This is a genomic window from Haladaptatus ordinarius, assembly GCF_054177595.1.
This window is the reverse complement of sequence record NZ_JBPEHH010000053.1, coordinates 11,702-29,966: the sequence shown is the minus strand read 5'-3', so window position 1 is coordinate 29,966 and position 18,265 is coordinate 11,702. Positions and strand designations below refer to the sequence as shown.

Genomic DNA, 18,265 nt, shown 5'->3' with positions numbered 1-18,265 from the left:
AATCTCCCGAACACGTGGTATCGAGAGGCGAGACAACCAGCTCCGTCACGCCAGACGCTTCTTGAGGAGGTGAATGCAGCACTGTATGCTGGTTTTACGTCTTAACCGAATACGAATGGGGACGCCATGAAGCGGCCCGAGTTCTTCGCCGCTCTCGACGGCCCGTTCAGCCTCTCGTGCACGCTCGCGCGCCTCGTCTTCCAGCACCGTGACGAACGCGTTTAAGTCACCGTCGCGTTCCTCGATTCGCTCCAGACACTCGTCGACGACCGTTACCGGTGAAACGTCCCCTCGTCTGATGCGTGTGGCGAGTTCCGTCGCGGAACTGTACGTTGTTTCGAGCGACATAGCGTACCATGTACATCGGTATCAATAATCAAGATTGGTACTCCAGGTAGCCAGACGGACACAACCTATACTCCGGTGGTGGTCGTACCGGTTCGTATGGACGCGATGATCATCACGGATTTCGGCGGCACAGACGTATTCGAACGACGCGACGTAGAGAAACCGTCTCCCGGGCCGACGGACGTTCTCGTTCGGGTACACGCATCGTCGGTCAACCCCGTCGACTACAAGATTCGCCAGGCCGGGTCGTGGGCCGGTATCTCCCCGCCGACGGTCATCGGGTACGACGTCTCGGGCGTCGTCGAAGCGGTCGGCGAATCGGTCACGGACTTCGACGTCGGTGACGAAGTGTTCTACACGCCGGAGATTTTCGGCGAACGGGGAAGCTACGCCGAGTACCACGTCGCCGACGAGTCCATCGTCGCCCGCAAACCCCGCACCCTCTCGCACACGGAGGCGGCAGCACTCCCGCTCGCCGGCGGGACGGCCTGGGAAGGAATCGTCACCCGCGGCGAGGCGTCGGTCGGCGAAACGGTTCTAGTTCACGGGGCGGGCGGGGTCGGTGCGCACGCGGTGCAGATCGCCGCTGCCGCCGGCGCACAAGTCGTCGCGACGACGAGCCCGGAGACGGTCGAACAGACCGAAGCCCTCGGTGCGACGCGCGCGATAGATTACGAGTCCGAATCGTTCACGGACGTCGTCGAGTCAGAGTTCGACGAACCGGTCGACCTCGTCTTCGACACTGTCGGTGGTGAGACGCTGGTCGAGAGCACCGCCATTACGAAACCGCACGGTCGGCTCGTCACCGTCCTCGAACCGGAGGGCGAGTGGGGGACCGCGTACCAGAAGAACCTGACCGTCGAGATGCTGTTTCTCGAACGCGACCGGCGACCGCTCGACGGCCTGCGTCGGCTGGCAGAGCAGGGCCACCTCGAACCCGTCGTCGATTCGGTACTACCGCTGGAGGAGGTGGCGAGAGCACACGAGATGGTCGAGGAGGGTGGGCTCACCGGTAAAATAGTGTTGGACGTCGCCGGCGACTGACCGTCGGCAGCACGGTCGACCCGTCCGAAGAATCGAGGGGAAACCAAGCATCGCGCGTCGGGACGGGGACGATGTCACGGGTGCGAGGAGTATCGAGGCGGGACCATCGGCTCGTCGTCGAAGATGGCATCGAGCAGTTTTCGATTCGCAGCGCGTAGGTGCTGGAGGAACGTCGATTGCGATATCCCCATCACGTCGGCTATCTCCTCACCGGTATTCTGGCGAGGCCACTCGAAGAACCCACTGACGTACGCGGTTTCGAGCGTTTCGAGCTGACGGTCGGTGAGCGACTCTTCGAGCTCCGCTCGGAAGCCCTGTTTCGTCTCGACCGGTCGCTCGTGTTCCCGATACGCGACGAGGTCGGTCCCAGGGTGGGCGTTTTGAAGCGACTCGACGACCGCTCGAACGTTCGCCATTCGAGGAAGTTCGACCGTGAGACGACCGTTCCCATCCGTCGCCGTGACCGACGTGACGAGTGCGCCGTGGTTTGCGAGTTCGGAGACGACCGTTCGCTGGCTCGTTTCGATTCGAATCAGACAATCGTCGTCCGCTTCACAGACGACGTTGGCCTGGTCGACGCTCGGTGCCTCGTGCACCTGCTCGAGCACCGTCGTCGGGTCGACGTTCGTGACAGCGAAGTACTGATGGACGGTTCCGCCCTCGTTCGAAATTGTCCGTTCGAGCGAGAGCTGACCGGTCACCCGTTTCGAGAGGTCGACGAACGAACACGCGGAATCGGTAACCGAGAATTCGAGTTCGACGACGCTGTCGCTGACGAGTGCCGCCTTGCTTTCGGCCGCGTTGATAGCGTGAGCGATGGTCTCACCGAGTTCGGCGAATACGTCGCGGCCGATGGCGTCGAACACGTCGGTCGTCGTCGCGTGAATCTCGAGGACGCCGTACAGCGTCTCGTCGTACACGAGCGGTACCGCGGCTGCCGACAAGCTTCCGTTCTCACCGGCCGCTCGTCGCCACGGACACGACTCGTCCTCACAGCCGTCGACGAGGTCGGTGGCGACCTGCACCTCGCCCGTCTCGATTGCCCGAGCGATCAGCGTCCCGTCCGAACCGTTGATGCTCTCGACGAACGAATGCAGCGTCTCGCCGTCGATTCCGACCCAGGTTCGTGGCGCGATGGACTCGTTTACCATGTTCCTGTCACCGACCCACGCGAACGCGTACGGGTTTGCGGACGCGAATCGGTCACAGACCGTCCGTTCTATCTCCTCACGGCTCGTCGCCCGGACCAGGTCCTGGTTGACGTCGCGGATGATTTCGTTCGTATCGTTGAGAATCTCTAACCGTTCGTGCTGGTCCTGGATGTGCAACTCGCGTTCCTTCCGGTCCATGATGTCCGTATCGACAGCGACGAATCGCTCGATGGCACCCGTTTCGTCCGTAATCGGAGCGATGGTCATATCCACCCAGCAGAGGTCACCGTTCTTTCGTTCGTTGATGATTTCGCCGTCCCACACCTCGCCGTCGAGGATGGTCTCCCACATGTCGGAGTAGAACGCCTCGTCGTGTTCGCCCGAGTTCCACATCGCGGGCGTGTTACCGAGCACTTCGTCCCGCTTGTACCCGGTTACCGTCTCGACGGCGGGGTTGGCGTACGTTATCGTCCCGTCGGGGTCGGTGAGGAAGATGGCGTGACCGGCGTGCTCGACCGCCTTCCGGAAGCTACGAAGCTGTTCGTTTTTCGCCCGCATCTCCCGTTTGGTACAGCCTTCCTGTTCGACGTACTCGGAGAGATAGTAGACGGTGAGCAGAGCGAGGACGCTCACGGCGAGTCCGGGCAACTCCGCGAGCCCGGTCGCACCCGACTGGAGCGTGAGAAACTGGCGCATCGCCATCAGCGACAGCATCGCCGTCAGGAATCCGAACCTGAGGTCTCTGACGCGATACAACAAAATCACGGAGTAGCCGACGCCGAGAAGGCGAAGGAGAATCGACGTCGTAATGATGGGGTCGGGCATGGTGGACAGGGTGGCACGTGGAGTCGGTTCGTCGGGCAGACTCACTGCCGACGAGTCTCCGTGCTCGCCTGAACCTAGTCACTCCGGGAAGGTCATGCTATTGCCCATTCTCACGGACTGAAAAATGGAAAATACCCGACTCTCGGTCGCGGAGCCGGTCGATTTCGGACGCGAAAACCGATCCGGGAGACGACGGGAGGTGGACGCTCGACCTGCGCAGTGACCCCACTTCCAATGTGTATTGGTACGGTGGTTATCCCGTATCTCTCGCCCGATTTCGCCACCCAGTCATATCGGTACTACACTCACCGTGTCTCCGCGCCTACGTTAACCTGTATGAGAGAACTAACCGGAGTCGTGGACGGGTGGTCGCGGTGAGCCAACCGCTTCCGCGCGTCCCCGACGTGGGGCACTTAGACGAGATGGTCGACGCGGAGACCGTAGACCCCGTCGAGGAACTCGAGAAGACCGAGTACAGCACCGACCTCGGCCTGGCGATGGCCGAGGACGCAAAGCGAGTCAGTCGCGGTGAGATGACCGGAGACGAGTACTGGGAGAAGTACGACGAGGCGGCGGCCGCCGAGTTCGGCGACGCCTATTCACGAGACGCCGAATCCAGCCATCGACCGGCAAGCAGAGGGCCAGACCGTCTCCCCCGAAGTAGCCGAGAACCTCCAGTGTACCGTCGGGTCGATGGACACCGTCGCCGCGGAGATAGAGAGCGTCGGCGAGGGCGACGACACGAAGTGGGGGATGGTCATCGACCTCGAGAAGTGCGTCGGATGTGATTCGTGTACGGTCGCGTGTAAAGCGGAGAATCGGACCCCACCGGGCGTCTCGTACAACGTCGTCGTGGAGGAAGAACACGGCGAGTTCCCGAACGTCACGCGGACGAACCTGCCGCGACCGTGCATGCAGTGTGAGAATCCGCCCTGCGTCCAGGTCTGTCCTGTCAGTGCGACGTACAAGATGGAAGACGGTATCGTCAACATCGACTACGACCGGTGTATCGGCTGTCGATACTGCTCCATCGCGTGCCCGTACGGCGCGCGCTACTTCGACTTCGGCGTGGACTACGACGACGAGTTCATGGAAGATGGCGAGATAACCAGTCCCGAGTACGGGGTCGACCGGGGGTCACGCGAGGACAAGAAGTCCCCCATCGGCAACGTCCGGAAGTGTACGTTCTGTTATCACCGCCTCGGTCGCGGCGAGGAACCGGCGTGCATCGAGACCTGCGTCGGTGACGCCCGCAACATGGGCGACCTGAACGACCAGGATAGCGAAGTTGCACAGATGGCGAACTCCTCACGCGCGTTCCAGTTGAAAGAGGAAGAGGGCACCGACCCGAACGTCTACTACCTGAAATAGAATCATGGCAACAGAAACGACGACCCAATTCGAGTTCGCGTCCGGCTTCAACGACGGTCGGATTCGACTCGCGTGGTATGGGCTGCTCGCCGTCGTACTCGCTATCGGTGGGTACGCGATGTGGCTCCGAATCGACCGGGGAATGGCCGCGACCAACCTCACGAGCGTCACGCCGTGGGGTGCGTGGGTCGCGTTCTACATCTACTTCGTCGGCCTGTCGGCCGGCGCGTTCCTCGTGAGCACGATGGCGAACGTGTTCGAGGTCTCCGGCATGCACAAAATCGACCGTGACGCACTGTTCGCGGCGATAATCAGTATGGTGGTGGCGATGCTGTTCGTCTGGACGGACCTCGGGCGGATGGACCGGATGTACCACCCGTTCCTCTACCGACAGCTCACGTCACCGCTGTCCTGGGAGGTCCACGCGTACGTCGCGTACATCCTCGTCCTGATGACCGAACTGTATCTCTCGATGCGCATCGACCTGGCGCGAATCGCCGCCGAAACGTCGGGATTCCGTGCGAGGCTCGCCAGTCTGCTCACGCTCGGCCGGACCGGTACGGACGATGCGAGTCGGGCGACCGACCGGGCGTGGATAAAACGCGTCGGTATCCTCGGGATTCCGCTCGCCATCTTCTTCGTCCACGGGGGGACCGGCGTGCTGTTCGCGGTGGCGAAAGCTCGACCCTACTGGAACAGCGGCCTCTTCCCGGTGATATTCATCATCTCCGCGGTGGTCTCCGGCACGGCGCTCGTGATGATGCTGTACGTGCTCCGAACCCGACTGCTCACCGACGACGCCATCGACCTCGCGTTGCTCGACCGACTCGCGAAGATGCTGGCCGTGTTCATCCTGGTGGACGTGGCGTTCACGGCCATCGACGCGCTCATCGCACTGACCAGTCTCCACCCGGCGGACGTCGAAACGTGGCAGACGGTGCTGTTCGGCGAGATGTCGTGGTCGTTCTGGCTGGTGATGGTCGGACTGGGCTGGGTGTTCCCGCTCGGACTGCTCGCGCGACGCTCGTCCCGCCGGACCCCGTGGATGATGGTCGTCGCCGGACTCAGCGTCGTCGTCGGCATCATCGGCGTGCGATTCAACATCGTCGTTCCGCCGCAGATCATCCCCGTCATGGAGGGGCTCCCACACGGGTCGTACTTCCCGACGGGAGTCGAGTGGGCGACGAGCGCGGGGATGATCGCTGTCGGACTGCTGCTGTACACGATCGGTGCGGAACTACTACCACTGACTCCCCTCGACGGAGGTGACCACGAATGAGCTCTAACACACCCGACGACCAGGCTACGTCCGACACCGCGACGACCCGCCGCGACTTCGTGAAGGCGGCCGGCGGTCTCGGTGCCGTCTCGTTGCTCGGCGGCCTGAGCGCGAACCTCGACGTCGGCGACCTCTGGGCCGACGAGAACGAACACTACGTCGGCACCGACTACGAAGAGTACGACGCCGCGGACGTCATCCACACCACCTGCGGGCAGTGTAACACGTTCTGTCCCATCAAGGTGCGAATCGCCGACGACAGCGGGACTGGCCAGTACAGTTCGCTCGTCCGCAAGTTGGCCGGGAACCCGTATTCGTTCTTGAACACCCAGCCGTTCTCCCAGGTGCCCTACGAGAGCGACCCCGAGGACGTCGTGATGGGTGCACTGGACGGAACCGGCGACGTGAAAACGAACCGCTGGTCGCTCTCCGGCGGTCGGATGTGTCTGAAAGGCCAGGCGGGCATCCAGACCGCGTTCGACACCTACCGCGTCCGCAAGCCGATGAAGCGCGTCGGCGAGCGTGGGAGCGGCGAGTGGAAGACCGTCACCTGGGAGCAGGCGATACGCGACATCGTCGTCGGTGACGACGAACTCGGCCACCCGGGCCTCGAAGCGTTGTGGGGATACGCACCCCAGGAGGAGGTCATGGCCGACTGGGAGGCCGTCCAGGCGGGCGACCTCTCGAAGCAGGCGTTCGACGAGAAGTACGGGGACGTGCTCATCGACACCGACCACCCCGACCTCGGGCCGAAAGCCAACCAGATCGTCGACGTCGGTGGGTTCCGACGCAACTTCATTCGCGCTCGACTCTGGAGTCAGGGACTCGGTTCGGTCAACAGCATCCACCACGCGGGCACCTGTGGACTCTCGAGCGTCATGGGGAATGTCCGGTCGTACGCCGCCAAGAAGAAACGCCAGTACCCCGACATCGACAAGGCGGAGTACATCATCGCCTGGGGGACGAACCCGATGGTCGCCAACAAGGGCCCGACCTGGCTCGCACCCAAACTGACGAACGCGATTCAGAACGGGTTGCGCATGGACGTGGTCGACCCGCGCCTCTCGAAGACGGCCGAGAAAGCAGAGAAGTGGGTGCCCGTCGAACCGGGTGCGGACGGCGCACTCGCACACGGGATGGCTCGCTGGATAATCGAGCACGAACGCTACGACGAGACGTACCTCCGAAATCCGAATCAGCAGGCGGCGAACGCGGACGACGAACCCACGTGGAGCGACGCGACGCACCTCGTCCTCGTCGACGAGGATGGGGGACCGAAGGCTCGCGCAGGTAGCCTCGGCCTCGGGGACGGCGATGCGAGCGACGACTTCGTCGTCCTCGACGGCGATACCGGCCAGCCAGCACCCGCGGGCGAGGCCACGAGCGGCGTGCTTGAGGTGGACGCGACCGTCGACGGGAACCGGGTGAAGAGCGTCTGGACGCTGTACCGAGACCGGGTCTTCGAGTACAACCTCGAGGAGTACGCCGAGATGGCAGGGGTCCGCGTCGCGGATATCGAAGAGCTCGCCGACGAGTTCACGAGCCACGGGAAGAAGGCCGCGATTATGTCCTATCGCGGCCCCGCGAAGCACTCGAACGGGTTCTACAACACCCGTGCTATCGCCATCCTCCAGCACCTCATCGGCAACTACGACTGGAAGGGCGGTCAGATGACGCCGTACGCCGGCTACGACACGACGAGCGGTCGGTACGACCTCGCGACGGTCCCGAACGGTCACAAGCCGTGGGGCATCCCGATTCTCCGCGGTGGCATCAACTACGAGGAGACGTCGCTGTTCGAGCGCGACGGCGGCTATCCCGCCAAGCGGCCGTGGTTCCCGGTGGCACCGCCGTACGCCACCCAGGAACTCTACGGGAGTGCGAACGACCGCTATCCCTACGGGGTGAACGCACTGTTCATCAGGCCGTACTCGAACAACCACGTGATGGCTATCGGCGGCGGCGACAAGGTTCCGGACGTCCTGCATGACGAGACGGCTATTCCACTGGTCGTCGCGTTCGACACCGTCATCGGCGACACGAGCCAGTACGCAGACTACATCCTCCCGGAACCGACGTACTTGGAACGGTGGGAGAACTTCGGGACGTACCCGAACCGCCGGCTCGCTGTCGAGAAAATAAGCCAGCCGACCGTGAGCGTCGTTCCCGACGCGCGTCCCGCCGAGGACGTGCTCATCGACATCTGGAAGAAACTCGACCTCCCCGGGGTCGGTGCGGGTGCAATCACGGACGCCGACGGAAACGACTGGCCGTTACATCGGGCCGAGGACTTCTACGTGAAACTGACCGCGAACATCGCCTACGACCGCGACCCGGTCGCGGACGCGAGCGACGACGAACTCCGGGTGTTCCGGGAGTCACACGAGAAGGGACTGGGCGACCGGTTCGACATCGAGACGTGGCGGAAAGCAGTCAAGCCCGGAGAGTGGCGGAAGGTCGTCACCGTGCTCAACCGCGGCGGGCGGTTCGAAGAACCGGTCGAGGGATACGCCGCGGCGTTCGCCGAGCGAGGCCACGACTACGACTACGTCGCGCGGTCGGACGACCGTTCGAACGGGTACGAAGGCGACCACATGCGTTATCGACTGGGTTCGCGGGTGGACTTCTACAGCGAGGTCACCGCGAAGGGCAAACACTCCTACACCGGCGAACGGTTCGACCCGTTACCGCGGGTCGAGGACGTCGTCCACTACAACGGCGACGTGCAATTGCCGGTGACGAGCACGCACGAGCCCGACCGGCCCCTCAAGCTCATCAACTGGAAGCCGCGGACACAGGGGTCACACCGCACCACCAACGCGGCGTGGCTGCGCGAACTCCGTCCGGAGAACCCGCTGTGGATCAACTCCGTCGACGCGGACGAACGCGGCATCGAGAACGGCGACCGCATCCGAATCGAGGCCGAAACGCGAAGCGTCGAAGGTGTCGCGATGGTCACGAACGGCATCCGGCCGGGCGTCGTCGGGACGATGTGGGGCTGGGGTCGTACCGGTGACGGCGCGACCGAACAGACGGTCGACGGCGAGACGATGGCCGCGGTCGAACCTGACGGGCATACCCCCTACCGGTTCGACGAACCGATGCGCGAAGACCCGGGACTGGCGAAGGGACGCGACGCCGGCTTCGCCGTCAACCTCTTGCAACCGCTCGACAGCACTCTCGGCGACATCGGCCTGAGCGACCTGGTCGGCGGGAGTAACGCGCAGTACGACGCCTACGTCGAGGTGGAGGCCCTCGAATGACCTCGACGGTCGTCGAGAACGGCGATGCGAACGAGGCGGCCGCGTTCGCTCGTGCGCGGGCCCGGACGTACGCGCTCCTCGCGGCGGTGTTTGACGGCGAGATGGACGTGTTAGCCAGTGCGATGGAAGAAGACGTGTTCGCCCGACTCGCCGAGCAGTTCCCGGTGGAAATCGACGTCGAACCGCTGTCTGCCGCCGATTTCGAGCGTGAGACGCTCGCAGTAGGGTACGACAACCTGTTCGTCGTTCCCGGGAGCTACTACGTTCCACCGTTCGCGTCGGCGTACGACGGGAGTCCGAGCGAGTCGTTCGAGTCGGACTCACGCTACCACGACGTCGGGACGGCGGGCGAACTCCTCGGCGACCCGGCCGCTCGAATCGCACACCAATACGCCCGAGCAGGGTTCGTCCCGGATCGTGGCGACGGGATACCCGACCATCTCGCGGCACAGTTCGAGTTCGTGAGCGCGCTCGCGACCCGTGAGGCAGAACGGTACACCGACCCACTCGACGCCGACGTAACCGCCGCCGACCTCCGTGGCCTCCAGCAGTCGGTGATAGAGAATCTCGGGTGGTTAGACGCGTTCGATGAAGCCGTCACCGCGAACGACCGCGTCGAACGCGTGTTCGCCGCTCTCGCTCGGTTCGCACGGACGTTCGTCGCGTGGGACGCCCGGCAGTACGACGAACCGGCCGTCGTCGAGTGAGCCGGCACAGCAAGGCTGGGACGGGAACTCGCCATGCTCCTTCGCGGTGAGTGCCCTCTCGGAGACGGGAGGTGACTCGGGGCCCTCTCGGTCACTCCTCATCGCGAACCAGTTCGCGGAAGCCGAGACCGAGACCGAGAACGCTACCGAGTGCCGCAATCACGCCGAAACCGTCCTGGCCGGACGACGTGGTCGTCTGCGACCCGCCCGGTCCGGCAGCCTTGTCGTCGGTGGTCGACGAATGCGACGACGGCGGTGCGTTCGTCGCACTCGTCGTCTCGGTCGTCGTCAGCGTGGTACTGCTCGTCGTTTCCGTCGTACTGGTCGTCGTTTCTGTGGTCGTCGTTTCTGTGGTCGTCGTTTCCGTCGTGGTGACCGTGGGCGGGAGCCCCGACTGGTCGCACTCGCCCGTTCGAATAACGACCGGTTGGTCCATGTCCAGCGACACCCACCCGTACTCCTCGGAGGTGGCGGCGAGAGCGTTCCACTGCTTTACTTCACCATCGTAGTGGTCTCCGTACAGCTCTGCCTGCTCGTTGAACGCCGGGTCGATTCGAAACTCGGAGTCCGTCGTCAGGCCTCGGAAGGCACCACCGTCTGCACCGCCGCCGTGGTCCGGGTCGGTGGCCCACGTCCAGTCGATAGACCAGTTGCCGTTCGACCGTTCGAAGTTGTCGTAGTTGGTAGAAGCGTTGTACTGGTCGTCCGTGACCGCCCACTCGCCGTCGCCGGGGAGTCCCGTGAAGTTGAACGTCACCGCGCCGCCGCTTTCGGCACCGCGTTTGCTGTGCATGACCACCAGACTCGTCCCGTTCGGACCGTCGTAGAGGTAGAGGATGGTGTTTCCGGGCTGTTCGAGCGCCGTGGCCGGACCGTACGCGCTGTACCAGCCGGTCGGGTCGGTGTCCGACGAACGATAATCGTAGAACTCCTCGACACTGAGGCTCTCGTTCGGCGAAACGACGGCAAGTGGGAGACAGGTGTCGCCCTGTTCGAGGACGAACTCCGAGTTCCGGATGTCTCCGTTCTCGAAGTCGTCGGGTGGTGCCTCCTCGTCTGCCGCCAGCACTGCCGAGACGCTCCCGATGGAACCGAGGACGCCGGCAGTCGCGAGGAGATACGAGCGTCGATGCGTGCCGCTATCTGTGGACTTCTCGTCGTCGTGGGTCGTAGGTTTTCCTGTCATACGTGTGTGAGTGTTTAAAACGGTCGCGCTTACTCCGAGAACACCTTGAGCGAGTCGGGCAATCGTCGGTAGACGTCGGTCACCGCTCGCATTCGGGTCGTCCGCCGCTTGGCGATGTAGTAGGGAACTGGCTCCGGGCCGAATTTCGATTTGTACCGGCAGAGCCGGGGGAGGTTCGCGCCCACGAGGTCGTAGCGCGACAGCCCGCGCGATTTCGCCTCCTGGATGATGTGCCAGTCCAGTACGTCGTTGATGGGAAAGTCAACGTCCGGTTTCGCCCCGCCCTGCCAGCGGTAGATGGTGTCGTCGTTTTCCAGCGTGACGAGACCGCCGACGATTTCATCGTCGCGTTCGCAGACATACGGTCTAACCTGCCCGTCCGGGAGTCGGTCGTACAACTCGGTCACGAAGGCGGGGTCGATTCGGTACTCTTTGTCCTGTGCTTCGTGGCGATTCTGAATCTGGGTGATGACTCGCTCGATGCCCTCGACGCCGGCCTCTCGAATCGTCCAGTCACCCTCGTCTCGACTCCTGATGTTGCTCCGGGCGTCGCTGCTGAACGTCATCAGTAAGTCGTCCTTGGTGATGTCGAGGACGTAGGTGTACGACGGCGACACGTCGAACTCGTTCCACGAGAACGGTCGCACGTCGGAGTACTCGTCCACCGTCCGGACGTCGAGGTAATCCGGGTCTATCTCTTCGTCGACGCGGTCGAGACAGCCGTCGATGAACTCGCGGTGGCGCCGCTCGGCCTTGCGCTGTTTGAGTTTCTCGAAGTTGAGCAGCGCCGGGCCGAGGTAGTACACCTCCAGATGCGGCGGCGGCGAGTAGACCATCCGAAACGGCCCCATCGTCGTCTCGAACAGCGGGAAGAGACCGACGGGTTCCTGTCCTTTGTACCCGACGAGTGGCCGAAGTTTGGCGTTGGCCGTCTGTGCGAGGTGAGACAGTGCCTCACCCCGATGAAACGGCGTCGTGTGCTTCGAGCGTTCGACGTACGAATTCCATTCGTCGAGCGAGTCACCTGTCGCTTCGCGTATCTCTATCGTCATTACTTTTCAAGATAACCCATCGCAGTCAGTCGATCCTCTATCGAGTCGTCGTCAGTCTTCGTTCGTCCCTGCGATTGCGGTCGGTGTGTCGAGTACGCTCGCTCGCCGCTCGCGTCGACACACGACAGTACGCTGCCGTCCATCTCCGTGCTCGCAGGGAGGTCGAACAGCGAGAGGATGGTCGGCGTTACGTCGAAGAGGTGTGCGTCTTCGAGCGTATCCCGAACGCCGTCACCGGTCACTGCGACGATACCGTCGCGTTTGTGATTCCACGGTTGACCGGGTTCGGCGAACGTGTGACCGGTGAGTTCGGCGGAGAGAAAGTGGTCGAACTCCGCCGGAACCGTGACGACGTCGACGGCTTTCTCGGCTTCCGGGCCATCGAAGTACTCCTCGCGGCGAGTGACTTCCTCGAAGAGTGGTTCGCCGTCTGGCGTTTCGACATCGCTGAGCAGGTCGACGAGTTCCGTCCGAAGGTCTTCGTATCGCTCGGGCGGGACGACACCGTCCGGTTCGCGCCCTTCGAGATTGATGCGGATGCCGCATTCGATTCTGGCTCGCATGTACGCCTGTGAGTCGGCGAAATCGACCTGTCTGCTACTCGCCCGGACCGCCTCGTCGGGGACGAACCGGGCCGCGAAATCGCGGAGACCAACCGTCTCGAGCAGTTTGCCCGCCTTATGCGTCGTGAAACCGTATCGGGCCGCGAACGCAGTTAGCTCTCGCACCAGACTGCGGTCGCCCGACGACTCGGCTCCGTCTCGGAGTTGACCGTCCCGTATCGGGACCCACGACGGCATCCCCTCGCCGCCCTGCGTGACCGCCGTGTACCCTCGTTCCGAGAGGAACTCGTTGACGTAAAAACTGTGACCCGTGTACTCGCCGATGCCGTGGTCGCTGGCGACGAGGACGGTGTCGGGGTCACACGCGTCGACGATTCGTCCCACTTCTTCGTCGATCGCCTCGTACACCGCCCGAACGACGTCGTCCTCGCCGGGGTGTTCGTGAAACACCGTGTCCGTACTCTGAAACTGGACGAACCCGAAGTCGGGGTCGAAGCGGTCTGCGAGGTACCGAAACGCGGCTCCGCGCATCTCGGTGACGGAGCGGTACTCCGAGACGGCTTCCGTCGTGCTCACGTCGTCCGAATTCGGATACACGCGGTAGTCGCCGATAGCGTCCCGTATCTCGTCGAGGAGGCCCGACGGATGGCAGGGCGGGGATTCGGGGGCCATGTAGCCCGGCACGAGCGCGCCATCGAACTCACGGGGTGGGTGAGTCACCGGCACGTTGACGACGACGCTCGAATGGCCGTGCTGAGAAAGGAGTTCCCAGACGGTGTCGGCCCGGACGTGGGTTCCGTTGACCACGTCCCAGTCGTACCCGTCGTAGTCCAGAAAGCTGAAGACGCCGTGTTTGCCGGGGTTGACCCCGGTGTACATCGAGGGCCACGCACTCGGCGTCCACGGCGGAATCTGAGATTCGAGTGGCCCCGAGACACCCTCTTCTAAGAGCCGTTCGAGGTTCGGGAGCGCACCGTCGTCGAAAAGCGGGTCCATAACCGATTGACAGGCCCCGTCTATACCCACCACGAGCACCTGAAGCCCGTCGTCAGTCACCGAGAATCCCCTCGGTTTACTGTCACGGACGTCGGCGACTGGAGCGATTGACGCGATACTGCTCGACCGTCATTTCCCGATTCGAGGTCTCGTATTTGTTCCGTGACCGGCATCGCCAGCAGAGTCAGCAGTGTAAACAGTTCGACGGTGTTGTCTTCTCCGGCGAGGTGGTCGTCGAAACACTGCGTGACCCCCTCCGGGTCGAGAAACGGCAGGTCGTCGATGGTGTCTTGGCGTGCCGCGAGAACCTCCTCTACGAATCCGTGGTGTCGGATGAGTTCAGCGTCGTTCGACCACGGACCGTGCTTGAACCAGGGTTCGGGGAGGGTTTCGGTGTCGAGAATCTTCCGTCGAAGTGCGTTCAGGTGTTTGCTGACGTATTCGACAGGGAAGGAACGTTCGATGGGAACGCCCGTCTCCGCATGTGGAATCGCTGCGAGACGGGAATCGAGTCGCTCGATCGCCCGGTGGATGACGTTTCGCCGGAGCCGATATCGAACCGGCATCGAGAGATGCAAGTCGACGAGACGGTTGTCGAGGAACGGCGTCCGGTAGGGTCGCAGTTGGCGAAGACTGTTCGTGTAGATGAGTTCGGTGTCGTTCGACAGCGGGTAGTAGTCGTGACAGAGGACGAGTTCCCGAAGCGAGCGATACTTGACACCGTGATGGTCGATGCTGTTGCCGTCGGCCGTGATGTTTTCACGGAGCACCGATTCGAGGTCGACGCCGTCGAGATACGCAGGTGTCTCGACGGCCAGTTCGTCGATGAACTCGTCGACCGAACGGACGGGTTTCTCGAACGGGAGGGTCACCGTCCCGAGTGGGCCGAGAGACACTTTCGGCGAGGATATCGGTTGGTCTTTGAACAGCGTATCGGAGTAGAGACCCGACAGGAGAACGTCCACCGAGTCCGTAATCTCGTCGGCGAATCCGGTCGGGTACCCCTGCGTAAACCAGCCGTCGAAGTTAGAGAGTGGCGCGTTTCGGTCGAGGGCACGTGCTCGATAATCGCGGTCGCGGTGGAGGAAGGCGAACTCGTTTCCTGCGGCGGTCGCGACTCGTTCCGCCGTTCGCGCCTCGCGATTGTACCAGTCGTTCATGTGGAAGCCGACGATAGACTGGTCCATCGCGGCCATGATGAGTCGCGAGTCGCTCCCACCGCTCAGCAACACGCCGTAATCGAGGTCGTCGCGTACCCACTCGTCGAACACTTGCTGGAAGATGTCGGTGAATCGCTCGACGAAGAACTCGAACGATGCGTCGACCGGCGTGTACTCCGGTCGCCAGTAGCATCGTGACTGACTGGTCATCGAATCGAGATCGAGCGTCGTCACCGTGGCCGGCGGGAGTTTTTCGACTTCCGTCAACGGAGTCGTCACGCCGAACGAGCGTTTGAACGCGAGGAACTCCGCGAGATAGTCGACGTCGAACGATGGTTCGAAACCCGGGTACGACGGAAGGGCCTGGATGTCGGTCGAACACAACACGGTGTCGGGGTCGGGGCGGGTGTGGAAGAGGGGGTACGACCCGAGCCGGTCGGTGACGAAGTGTACGTTACGGGCGGCGCGGTCGTAGACAACACAGGCGAACTGACCGTTGAGACCCTCGACGAAATCGAGACCGTGCTCCTCGTACAGGTTCGCACAGTAGGTCGGCGCGTCTACGGTCGATGGTCGTGGTCTGTAGGTCCCTCCGCGTTCGAAACCGTACACGTCACCCTGTATCCAGAGGAGCGTCTGGTCGTCTGCCGTCTGTGCCGGCTGGTCGTCGGCCACCGACGAGTGGAATGAACTCGACACGACGACGTCGTCGTCACCGAAAGTCGACGTTCGTTCGGAGTCCGACCACTGCAAACTTGGAAACGTGGCGAGACCTCTCCTTCGGTCGCCGAAGACGCCGAACAAACCTACCATACTACTCACCCTCTGTGCGTGAACCGTCTCCCTTCAAGTAAGTAGTTCTTGCGAAGGGTCCGGTAGACGTACCGGGAGTTTTCACTGAGCCTTTCCCCTCGCTCGGAGTGAGATACCCGACCCTATCCCACCGTGAACCATCGGTCGATTGCACGAGAAATCTTATGACCGATTTGAACTTAAATCCGACGACTAAAGGAATAGTGTCCGTTGTTCCGGAGCTCATTATAATAGTATGTATACGCCATTCATTTTGTTATGGTCAGCCTGAAGTGTAGCGGACGTCGTCTCCGATGTACCAACGTCGTCCATCCGACTCATAAGTCGTGCTTACCGGACCCGGGACGGATGAGCCGATTACACTCCGCGGTCCGAAAGGCGGATACCGGACCCCCACGATACCGAGGGCTTATGCTTTCTCGCACCCGAGGAATCGCATGGAGACGGGATTCGAGGTGGCCAACTAGCGTGTTGGGCAATCGAAGACTGATACGACTCTTGGTACTGTTTGCTGCACTGTCAGTCGGGAGACGATTCTTCAGGGGGGAGAGGTCCGGTGGAGTCGTGACCATCCCCGGAGTGGACAACACCCTCCTCTTCGTTGCAGTCGTCGTCGGTGTCGTCGTCGTCGGTGGAGCGTTCATCCTCCGAGACCGGTTTTCGAATCGGCGCTCTACGGCCGGGGCGACCAGCGACGAAGACAGAACCTACACCTGTCGGTACTGCGGCGAAAACCTCGACCGATATCGAAACCGATGTCCGCGCTGTGAGACGCGCAATCCGGTCGGGTACGAAGGGGAGAAACGTCACTCCAGAACAGACAGGTCGTCAAAACGCTAATTGCTTTGCCACGATAACATGTGGCATGGACGCGGAACTCACCTTTCGAGTACTCGTCGGGGGGGTGCTCACTATCGCACCGACGATTCTGTTTCTCGGACTGTGGAGAGGGCTAATGGCACTCCGTGACGACGACCTCGTGAATCGGACGATGAACGGAGAGTTCGGAGCGATACCGGAATCGCCGATATCGGCCGTCATGTTCGGGCAGGGTACGGTAGACCGAAACCCGACACGCTCCGAGGAGGTGGCGGAAGGATGGCGTCGGTGTCGAGCGTGCGACGAACTGAATCCAGACTATGCGGAATACTGTCACACCTGTCTGAAAAAGCTCCGGTGAGAGTCGACACGGCGGAACGTCACTCGATTCGTCGGTCGACGTTTCGCCCGTCGACGACTCTGAAACCGCCCGTCTCTTCTCGGGTCGCCACCTCCCGTTGGGGGAACGGAATCTTGATTCCTTCCCGGTCGTAGGCCGATTTGACGGCCGCGATGACGGCCGAGATTGCACGCCACTGCCGACGACTACTCGGGCGGTCGATCCAGAACCGGAGTTCGATGAGAATGGCGGACTCGCCGAACTCGGTCAACACGGCCGACGGACGTGGCACCTCGAGAACCGTCGACTGGTCGGCCATCGCCCGTTCCGCGACGTCCATGGCGTGCTGGAGGTCGGTTCCGTAATCGACACCGACGGTCAGTTCGAGTCGGAGGCGTCCCTTTCGCCCGTAGTTGGTGATGGTGTTCGAACTCACCACGTCGTTCGGGACGACGACGAACTTTCCCGAGAACGTCTCGATGCGCGTCATGAACAACGTGATGTCGGTGACGATTCCCTCGTCTTCTTCTATCTCTATCCAGTCACCGATTTCGAACGGGCGCGAGAACATGAGCGTGAACCCTGCGATGAGAGCACTCAACGGCTCGTTCGCGGCGAGGCCGATGATGATGCCGAGGAACCCGGCTCCGAGGAGGAGGGCACGAACGTCGACGCGCCAGACGCTTAACAGGAGCAAGCCAGCGAAGATGTAGACGGCGACTTCGACGAGTCGAGTGATGACCTCGGTCTGGTGGCTCGTTATCTCTCTGGTTCGGGTGGTAAACCGTTCGACGAAGCGAATCAACATCCCCGAACCGACGTACGCCGCAGCGATGACGCCGAACGTGATTGCGATTCGAAGGCCGGTGGCCGTGATTCGAGAGAAGACGTCGACCTCCTGGACGGCGGGTTCGGCGTCGGCCCAGAGCGAGAGGGCGTACTGCCCGACGAGGACCGCGACGACTCCTGTCACGGCGAAAAGAACCACGTCGACGAGCCGTGGATTGACGTACTGTTTCAACCTCGGAGCGACCTTCCAGAGGAGCCACACGACGAAGACGAGCACGACGAGGAGAAACGTCGATAACAATACCCGCACCTCGGGAACGGGAAGCTGTCCGACGATTCGAGGGACGTGGTCCGGTACGTGCGTCATGGGTATCGACTCCGGTGGAGGGGGCATTCTGTCTCCGTGATGGAGACACTGGTCACTGGTGCCACGAGCGAACGCCACCCACTGAAGTCGGTGTCGTTCGCGTCTGGCTTGAATATACTGGGTGAGTTACAATCTATTCGAATTGTTTTTGTTCATATTACAATCACTTGTGAGCGATTACGATCCCTCAGT

The 18,265-nt window shown here is 62.3% G+C and carries 15 protein-coding genes; 8 read left to right on the top strand and 7 right to left on the bottom strand.

Going from position 1 to position 18,265, the window contains the following annotated elements:
• Positions 1 to 45: 45 nt before the first annotated feature.
• On the bottom strand, positions 46 to 348 hold the full coding sequence (locus ACR3FF_RS17505) for an amidase family protein (protein ID WP_458189387.1): 303 nt from the start codon (positions 346 to 348) through the stop codon (positions 46 to 48).
• A 96-nt stretch (positions 349 to 444) separates the two neighbouring features.
• On the opposite strand from ACR3FF_RS17505, the gene ACR3FF_RS17500 reads away from it, so the two are divergent.
• Positions 445 to 1,392 (top strand): zinc-binding dehydrogenase, encoded by a 948-nt coding sequence (locus tag ACR3FF_RS17500; RefSeq protein ID WP_458189386.1) that lies wholly within the window; start codon positions 445 to 447, stop codon positions 1,390 to 1,392.
• A gap of 74 nt (positions 1,393 to 1,466) precedes the next feature.
• Here the strand turns inward: ACR3FF_RS17500 and ACR3FF_RS17495 are convergent, their stop codons facing one another.
• Positions 1,467 to 3,413: a bacterio-opsin activator domain-containing protein gene (locus ACR3FF_RS17495; protein WP_458189385.1), complete on the bottom strand. Its 1,947-nt coding sequence runs from the start codon at positions 3,411 to 3,413 to the stop codon at positions 1,467 to 1,469.
• A gap of 329 nt (positions 3,414 to 3,742) precedes the next feature.
• Between ACR3FF_RS17495 and ACR3FF_RS17490 the strand changes: the two genes are divergently transcribed.
• Genes ACR3FF_RS17490 through ACR3FF_RS17470 form a run of 5 tightly spaced genes read left to right on the top strand, consistent with a single transcriptional unit; the run spans position 3,743 to position 9,988 of the window.
• A complete protein-coding gene (locus tag ACR3FF_RS17490) occupies positions 3,743 to 4,156 on the top strand; it encodes a 4Fe-4S ferredoxin N-terminal domain-containing protein (RefSeq protein ID WP_458189384.1) in 414 nt (137 codons plus the stop codon).
• Complete coding sequence (locus ACR3FF_RS17485) at positions 4,062 to 4,739, top strand: 4Fe-4S dicluster domain-containing protein (RefSeq protein WP_458189383.1); 678 nt, start codon at positions 4,062 to 4,064, stop codon at positions 4,737 to 4,739. The genes ACR3FF_RS17490 and ACR3FF_RS17485 overlap by 95 nt, the downstream gene beginning before the upstream one ends.
• Before the next feature lie 4 nt (positions 4,740 to 4,743).
• The gene (gene nrfD, locus ACR3FF_RS17480) at positions 4,744 to 6,018 is read left to right on the top strand and encodes an NrfD/PsrC family molybdoenzyme membrane anchor subunit (RefSeq protein WP_458189382.1); all 1,275 of its coding nucleotides are present in this window, start codon (positions 4,744 to 4,746) and stop codon (positions 6,016 to 6,018) included.
• On the top strand, positions 6,015 to 9,281 hold the full coding sequence (locus tag ACR3FF_RS17475; RefSeq protein WP_458189381.1) for a molybdopterin-dependent oxidoreductase: 3,267 nt from the start codon (positions 6,015 to 6,017) through the stop codon (positions 9,279 to 9,281). Before nrfD ends, ACR3FF_RS17475 begins: the two co-directional genes overlap by 4 nt.
• Positions 9,278 to 9,988 carry a TorD/DmsD family molecular chaperone gene (locus ACR3FF_RS17470; protein ID WP_458189380.1) on the top strand — a complete coding sequence of 237 codons (711 nt, stop codon included), beginning with the start codon at positions 9,278 to 9,280 and terminating at the stop codon, positions 9,986 to 9,988. Before ACR3FF_RS17475 ends, ACR3FF_RS17470 begins: the two co-directional genes overlap by 4 nt.
• 91 nt (positions 9,989 to 10,079) lie before the next feature.
• Here the strand turns inward: ACR3FF_RS17470 and ACR3FF_RS17465 are convergent, their stop codons facing one another.
• From ACR3FF_RS17465 to ACR3FF_RS17450, 4 genes are read right to left on the bottom strand one after another with little or no spacing between them, the layout of a single operon-like run.
• Complete coding sequence (locus ACR3FF_RS17465) at positions 10,080 to 11,174, bottom strand: hypothetical protein (protein WP_458189379.1); 1,095 nt, start codon at positions 11,172 to 11,174, stop codon at positions 10,080 to 10,082.
• Between the two features lie 29 nt (positions 11,175 to 11,203).
• Positions 11,204 to 12,226 (bottom strand): lipid II:glycine glycyltransferase FemX, encoded by a 1,023-nt coding sequence (locus ACR3FF_RS17460; protein ID WP_458189378.1) that lies wholly within the window; start codon positions 12,224 to 12,226, stop codon positions 11,204 to 11,206.
• Positions 12,226 to 13,845 (bottom strand): alkaline phosphatase family protein, encoded by a 1,620-nt coding sequence (locus ACR3FF_RS17455; RefSeq protein WP_458189377.1) that lies wholly within the window; start codon positions 13,843 to 13,845, stop codon positions 12,226 to 12,228. The genes ACR3FF_RS17460 and ACR3FF_RS17455 overlap by 1 nt, the downstream gene beginning before the upstream one ends.
• Entirely contained in the window at positions 13,842 to 15,758 is a 1,917-nt protein-coding gene (locus ACR3FF_RS17450; RefSeq protein ID WP_458189376.1) for an asparagine synthase-related protein, read from the bottom strand. The genes ACR3FF_RS17455 and ACR3FF_RS17450 overlap by 4 nt, the downstream gene beginning before the upstream one ends.
• A gap of 564 nt (positions 15,759 to 16,322) precedes the next feature.
• Between ACR3FF_RS17450 and ACR3FF_RS17445 the strand changes: the two genes are divergently transcribed.
• Positions 16,323 to 16,598 carry a hypothetical protein gene (locus ACR3FF_RS17445; RefSeq protein WP_458189375.1) on the top strand — a complete coding sequence of 92 codons (276 nt, stop codon included), beginning with the start codon at positions 16,323 to 16,325 and terminating at the stop codon, positions 16,596 to 16,598.
• 25 nt (positions 16,599 to 16,623) lie between these two features.
• On the top strand, positions 16,624 to 16,938 hold the full coding sequence (locus ACR3FF_RS17440; RefSeq protein ID WP_458189374.1) for a hypothetical protein: 315 nt from the start codon (positions 16,624 to 16,626) through the stop codon (positions 16,936 to 16,938).
• A 19-nt stretch (positions 16,939 to 16,957) separates the two neighbouring features.
• Here the strand turns inward: ACR3FF_RS17440 and ACR3FF_RS17435 are convergent, their stop codons facing one another.
• Positions 16,958 to 18,073 carry a mechanosensitive ion channel family protein gene (locus tag ACR3FF_RS17435; RefSeq protein ID WP_458189373.1) on the bottom strand — a complete coding sequence of 372 codons (1,116 nt, stop codon included), beginning with the start codon at positions 18,071 to 18,073 and terminating at the stop codon, positions 16,958 to 16,960.
• Between the last annotated feature and the right edge of the window lie 192 nt (positions 18,074 to 18,265).

Bases quoted from the DNA above. Each gene is read 5' to 3' on its own strand.
- ACR3FF_RS17470 (WP_458189380.1), top strand. From the start codon at position 9,278: ATGACCTCGACGGTCGTCGAGAACGGCGATGCGAACGAGGCGGCCGCG.
- ACR3FF_RS17485 (WP_458189383.1), top strand. From the start codon at position 4,062: ATGGACACCGTCGCCGCGGAGATAGAGAGCGTCGGCGAGGGCGACGAC.
- ACR3FF_RS17505 (WP_458189387.1), bottom strand. From the start codon at position 348: ATGTCGCTCGAAACAACGTACAGTTCCGCGACGGAACTCGCCACACGC.
- nrfD (WP_458189382.1), top strand. From the start codon at position 4,744: ATGGCAACAGAAACGACGACCCAATTCGAGTTCGCGTCCGGCTTCAAC.
- ACR3FF_RS17500 (WP_458189386.1), top strand. From the start codon at position 445: ATGGACGCGATGATCATCACGGATTTCGGCGGCACAGACGTATTCGAA.
- ACR3FF_RS17460 (WP_458189378.1), bottom strand. From the start codon at position 12,226: ATGACGATAGAGATACGCGAAGCGACAGGTGACTCGCTCGACGAATGG.
- ACR3FF_RS17465 (WP_458189379.1), bottom strand. From the start codon at position 11,174: ATGACAGGAAAACCTACGACCCACGACGACGAGAAGTCCACAGATAGC.
- ACR3FF_RS17435 (WP_458189373.1), bottom strand. From the start codon at position 18,073: ATGACGCACGTACCGGACCACGTCCCTCGAATCGTCGGACAGCTTCCC.
- ACR3FF_RS17475 (WP_458189381.1), top strand. From the start codon at position 6,015: ATGAGCTCTAACACACCCGACGACCAGGCTACGTCCGACACCGCGACG.
- ACR3FF_RS17450 (WP_458189376.1), bottom strand. From the start codon at position 15,758: ATGGTAGGTTTGTTCGGCGTCTTCGGCGACCGAAGGAGAGGTCTCGCC.
- ACR3FF_RS17440 (WP_458189374.1), top strand. From the start codon at position 16,624: ATGGACGCGGAACTCACCTTTCGAGTACTCGTCGGGGGGGTGCTCACT.